The following is a 4,915-nucleotide window of genomic DNA, read 5'->3' as shown; positions in this document are numbered from 1 at the left end:
GCGCTGCGCAGCGCCGGGCTGTTCGAGCGCTTCCAACAGCTGGCGCGCTATGAGGACCAGGGCCTGCGCATGTTCGACGCGCAGGGCCGGCTGCTGCTGGACGACGACGGTCTGGAGGGCGACCGTCCGGAGATTGACCGCGGCCACCTGCGCGACCTGCTGCTGGGCGCATTGCCGGCCGATTGCGTGCGCTGGGGCCACGCACTGCGCGAGGCGGTGGTCGACGGGAAGGAGGTCGTGCTGGAGTTCGGCAACGCGGTGATCGAGCGTTTCGATCTGGCCGTGGGCGCCGACGGTGCCTGGTCCAGGCTGCGCCCGCTGCTCACCGACGTGCGGCCCCGGCACGCCGGCATCAGTCTGTACGAGCTGTCGCTGCACAACGTGGAGGTGGACCATCCGCAGCTGGCGGCGCTGGTAGGACGGGGCACGCTGGTCGCCAAGGGCGGTGCGCGGACGCTGTTCGCCCAGCGCAACGCCGACGCCCGGGTGCGCGTGTATGCCTCGCTGCCGCAGGTACTCGCCGACGGTGCACCCGCACCCCGGGAAACGCGGGAGAGCCTGCTTGCGCATTTCGCGGACTGGCACCCGGACCTGCGCCGTCTGATCGCCGAGGCCGACGCCGCAGTGCGGCCGTGGCCGATCCACATGCTGCCGGTCGGGCACCGTTGGGACCACCGCAGCGCGGTGACCCTGATTGGCGATGCGGCGCACGTGATGCCCCCGGCAGGGGAGGGCGCCAACCTGGCGTTGCGCGATGCGGCCGACCTGRCCGACGCACTGTGCACCCCTGACTGGCGTGCGGCAGTGCAGGTCCACGAACAGGGGATGTTCGCGCGCGCGGCAGAGAGCGCGGCGACGGCGCAGCGAATGTTGGTGGCGGGCTCGGTCGCGGAGATGCTGGCGGAAATGCGCAGCGATGTAGAGACCGTCGCGCGCTAGCTCTGGCCCGGTGGCGGCGCAAATCGGATGTGACCTAGCCCAGGCACCCCCAGTCAGGTAAGCGTCGGTTACCTAAATAGGGCATGAAATCAGCGACTTTCGGCCTATGTCGCGCGTGGGCGCTTTGCCACATCCTGTGCGCCACCACCACACACGGTTATGAGGCAGGCATGAGGAGCAAGGCAATGGGGCACGGAAAGCACAAATGGCTGTGGGCGCTGCTGCCCTCTATGCTGCTGTTGGGCGCCACCGCGCACGCGCAGCAGTACGACCGCTATCGCGATGACGGGTACAACAGCGGGCCGGTGCGCTGCGAGTCGAACAAGGGCCGCACCCAGCAGTGTCCGCTGGAGGGACGCGCACGCCTGGTGCGGCAGATTTCGGGGACGCCCTGCGTGGAGGGCCAGACCTGGGGCCAGGCCCGTGGCGGCGTCTGGGTGACCCAGGGCTGCCGGGCCGAGTTCATCGCCGAAGGCGGCCGCGGTGGTCATTGGAATGGCGGCGGTGGCGGCGGCTGGGGCAACAATGGCGGCGGTCGCGGCCAGATCCTGACCTGCGATTCCAACGATCATCGCCGTCAGCGCTGTGTTGCCAACGTCCGTCGGGACGCGCGACTGGTGCGCCAGACCTCGCGCACTGCCTGCATCGAGGGGCGCACTTGGGGCTGGGACCGGACGGGCGTCTGGGTGGACGGCGGCTGCCGCGGCCAATTCCAAGTCAATTGATCCGTCTGGTTCAAGTGATGCGCTAAATCAGAAAAATCTGATACAGATCACACTTTTGATTGGGTATTGTCCGGAGCGGGAAGTCCCGGCTTCACCAATGACAGGGGCAGCGTCCGTCGCGATGGCGGGCGCCGGCCTCGCCCGATATGCCGCCTCATGGAGAGAGCACCGCATGTTGATCCGCCTGCAACTGGAACACCGCCTGTGGCGGGTGCTGCATCCGGACAAGCTGGAGTCGTTCCGTTTCAACGACAGCGCAAAGGCCTTTGATTTCGCCGATGCGCTGGCGCGCCTGCACCACGCCGAGACCGGCCACCGCAGTTCGGTGCGGGTGGAGGCGAGCGGGGCCTACGTGGAGGCGGTGCGCTACGGCTGAAGCCAGCGCGGCGCAGGACAGACCGCAAACCAGGAGGCCGCGTCGATGGGACGCGGCCTTTCGACGTCGGGCATCGACCCCACCGCAGGTCGACCGCTCGTTCCGCGTAGAGCCGACCGTTGGTCGGCTGCTCGTTCCGCGTAGAGCCGACCGTTGGTCGGCTGCTCGTTCCGCGTAGAGCCGACCGTTGGTCGGCTGCCGTACCTCAGCCCGCAGCGCTGAGCGGATGGGACTGCCCGGCCAGCGCCGGCCAGCGCTTGAGCACCGCCGCGCGGATGCCGACCGCATCGATACCGGCTTCGGCAAGCAGGTCTTCGCGGCTGGCATGGTGCTGGAAGCTGTCGGGCAGGCCCAGGTGCAGGATCGACTTGAGCACGTCCTCGGCATTGAACAGCTCGGCCACGCCGGAGCCGGCGCCACCGGCCACCACGTTGTCTTCGATGGTGACAAAGCCATCGTGGGTGCGCGCGAGTTCGAGCAGCAGGGTGCGGTCGAGCGGCTTGATGAAGCGCATGTTGACCACGCTCAGGCCCAGTTCGCGACCCACCGCTTCGGCGGCCGGCACGGTGCTGCCGAAGGCAAGCAGCGCCACTCGGCTGCCCTGCACGCGCAGGTCGGCCTTGCCGATCTCCAGCGTGGACAGGTCGGTGCCGGCGGCCACGCCGGTGCCGCTGCCGCGCGGATAGCGCACCGCGGCCGGACCGGCGTAACGCAGGCCGGTGCTCAGCATCTGTCGGCATTCGGCTTCATCGGCCGGGGCCATCACCACCATGTGCGGCACGCAGCGCAGGAAGCTCAGGTCGAGGTTGCCCGCGTGGGTGGCGCCATCGGGCCCGACGACGCCGGCGCGATCGATCGCGAACAGCACGTCCAGTTGCTGCACCGCCACGTCGTGGACCAACTGGTCATACGCGCGCTGCAGGAAGGTGGAATAGATCGCCACCACCGGCTTGGCGCCCTGGGTGGCCATGCCCGCCGCCAACGTCACTGCATGCTGCTCGGCGATGGCCACGTCGAAGTAGCGCTCCGGGTATTCCTTGCTGAAACGCACCAGGCCCGAGCCTTCGCGCATCGCCGGGGTGATGCCCATCAGCTTGGGTTCGGCGGCGGCGGCATCGCACAGCCAGTCGCTGAACACATCGGTGTAGGTTGGCTTCTTGGCGCCGCCCTTGGAGACCAGGCCCTTGTCCGGATCGAACGGGCCGACGGCGTGGTAGCCGATCTGGTCGCCCTCGGCGCGCTCATACCCTTTGCCCTTGGTGGTCATCACGTGGAGCAGCTTGAGGCCCTTGAGGCCCTTGAGCGTCTTCAGCGTGGCCACCAGTGCCGGCACATCGTGGCCGTCGATCGGGCCGGTGTAGTGGAAGCCCATCTCCTCGAAGAACGTGGACGGCACGAACATGCCCTTCCAGTGTTCTTCCCAGCGCTTGACGAAACGCGCGGTGGGGTTGTTCTTCTTGTCGCCGAGGATCTTCTTGCCGCCTTCGCGCAGCGCGTTGAGCGTGCGGCTACCGGTGGCGCGGCCGAGCATCTTGGTCAGCCCGCCGACGGCCTCGGAGATGGACATGTTGTTGTCGTTGAGGATCACCAACAGGTTCGGTTCGCTGTCCATGCCACCGGCATGGTTGAGCGCCTCGTAGGCCATGCCGGCGGTCATCGCGCCGTCGCCGATCACCGCCACCACCTTGCGGTCGTCGCCCTGCTGCTGGCGCGCGATGGCCATGCCGAGCGCGGCCGAGATCGAGGTCGAGGAATGGCCGACGCCGAACGTGTCGAATTCGCTTTCCTCGCGCTTGGGGAACGGCGCCACGCCGTCCTTCTGCTTGACGGTATGGATCTCGTCGCGGCGGCCGGTAAGGATCTTGTGCGGGTAGGTCTGGTGACCCACGTCCCAGACCAGCTGGTCGACCGGGGTCTGGTACAGGTAGTGCAGCGCGACGGTCAGTTCGATCACGCCCAGCCCGGCGCCGAAATGGCCGCCACTCTTGCCGACCGATTCGATCAGGTAGGCACGCAGTTCATCCGCRATGGCGGGGAGTTCGGACTCGTCGAACCTGCGCAGGTCATCCGGTGWCTGGATGCGCGACAGGCGGGGATAGCGTGCGGAATCGATCATGTTTATCGCGCTTCTTCTGAGCGCCTATTTTCCCCCCCAAATACGGGTGGGGCAAGCAAACCGCCTTTTCAGTGACTAAACGGTGACGGTGCCTGCGTCAGTTGGTCGCAGGCTAGGCGGCCAGTTTGGAGCGTTTGGGCAGCTGTGCCCGCAGGAACGCCATCTGGTCGGCCAGGATGTTGCGGTTGGACAGGATCATGTGCTCGATCCAGCTGGGCCGGTACGGCACCGCCAGCAGCGGCATGCCGGCCTGCTGCGGGGTGCGGTCGCTCTTGCGCGAGTTGCAGTGGAAGCAGGCGCTGACCACGTTCTCCCAGACATCCAGCCCGCCCTTGGAGATCGGCATGACGTGGTCGCGGGTCAGTTGGGGGCGGTGGAACTGTTGGCCGCAGTACAGGCACAGGTGCGCATCGCGGGCGAACAGCGCCTGGTTGGACAAATTGGGGGTGGGATCGAGTGACCGTGAACGGGCGTGGCCGCGCGCGGCGATGATCGGGTGCAGGTCCATGCCGCTGCGCGTACCGGTCAGGCGGCTGATGCCCCCATGGATGTGCAGGCAGGGATCGCCCAGGGTCCAGGCGACGGCATCACGGGCGTAGAGGCAGGCCGCATCCTGCCAGTTGATCCAGTCGAGGACTCTGCCGTGGGCATCCAGCGAGAGCAGGCGGACGCTGCCGGGCCGATGCAGCGTGGCGWTGGGCGACACTTCGTCGACCGGGGCGGACGAGGCTCCGGTATCGATCAGACCTAAGCGTGTAG

General features: G+C 67.6%; 5 protein-coding genes. 3 read left to right on the top strand and 2 right to left on the bottom strand.

The window, feature by feature from the left end; all coding sequences use genetic code 11:
- The 3 genes from ACXJKH_RS14610 to ACXJKH_RS14600 all read left to right on the top strand — a co-directional run.
- Nucleotides 1-939, top strand: a 939-nt coding sequence (locus tag ACXJKH_RS14610; RefSeq protein ID WP_457320314.1) for an FAD-dependent oxidoreductase, incomplete at its 5' end; no start/stop codon positions are given.
- A gap of 185 nt (nucleotides 940-1,124) precedes the next feature.
- Complete coding sequence (locus ACXJKH_RS14605) at nucleotides 1,125-1,664, top strand: DUF3011 domain-containing protein (protein ID WP_457320312.1); 540 nt, start codon at nucleotides 1,125-1,127, stop codon at nucleotides 1,662-1,664.
- A 172-nt stretch (nucleotides 1,665-1,836) separates the two neighbouring features.
- Complete coding sequence (locus ACXJKH_RS14600; protein ID WP_256774678.1) at nucleotides 1,837-2,040, top strand: hypothetical protein; 204 nt, start codon at nucleotides 1,837-1,839, stop codon at nucleotides 2,038-2,040.
- 205 nt (nucleotides 2,041-2,245) lie between these two features.
- On the opposite strand, the gene dxs is transcribed toward ACXJKH_RS14600, so the two are convergent.
- A complete protein-coding gene (dxs, locus tag ACXJKH_RS14595; protein WP_457320309.1) occupies nucleotides 2,246-4,156 on the bottom strand; it encodes a 1-deoxy-D-xylulose-5-phosphate synthase in 1,911 nt (636 codons plus the stop codon).
- A 112-nt stretch (nucleotides 4,157-4,268) separates the two neighbouring features.
- The gene (locus tag ACXJKH_RS14590; protein ID WP_457320316.1) at nucleotides 4,269-4,901 is read right to left on the bottom strand and encodes an HNH endonuclease; all 633 of its coding nucleotides are present in this window, start codon (nucleotides 4,899-4,901) and stop codon (nucleotides 4,269-4,271) included.
- Nucleotides 4,902-4,915 lie beyond the last annotated feature (14 nt).

Source organism: Stenotrophomonas sp. P5_B8 (assembly GCF_054049855.1).
The sequence above is the reverse complement of the archived record's forward strand: the minus strand, read 5'-3'. Positions and strand labels throughout refer to the sequence as shown.

Bases quoted from the DNA above. Each gene is read 5' to 3' on its own strand.
- ACXJKH_RS14605 (WP_457320312.1), top strand. From the start codon at position 1,125: ATGGGGCACGGAAAGCACAAATGGCTGTGGGCGCTGCTGCCCTCTATG.
- ACXJKH_RS14600 (WP_256774678.1), top strand. From the start codon at position 1,837: ATGTTGATCCGCCTGCAACTGGAACACCGCCTGTGGCGGGTGCTGCAT.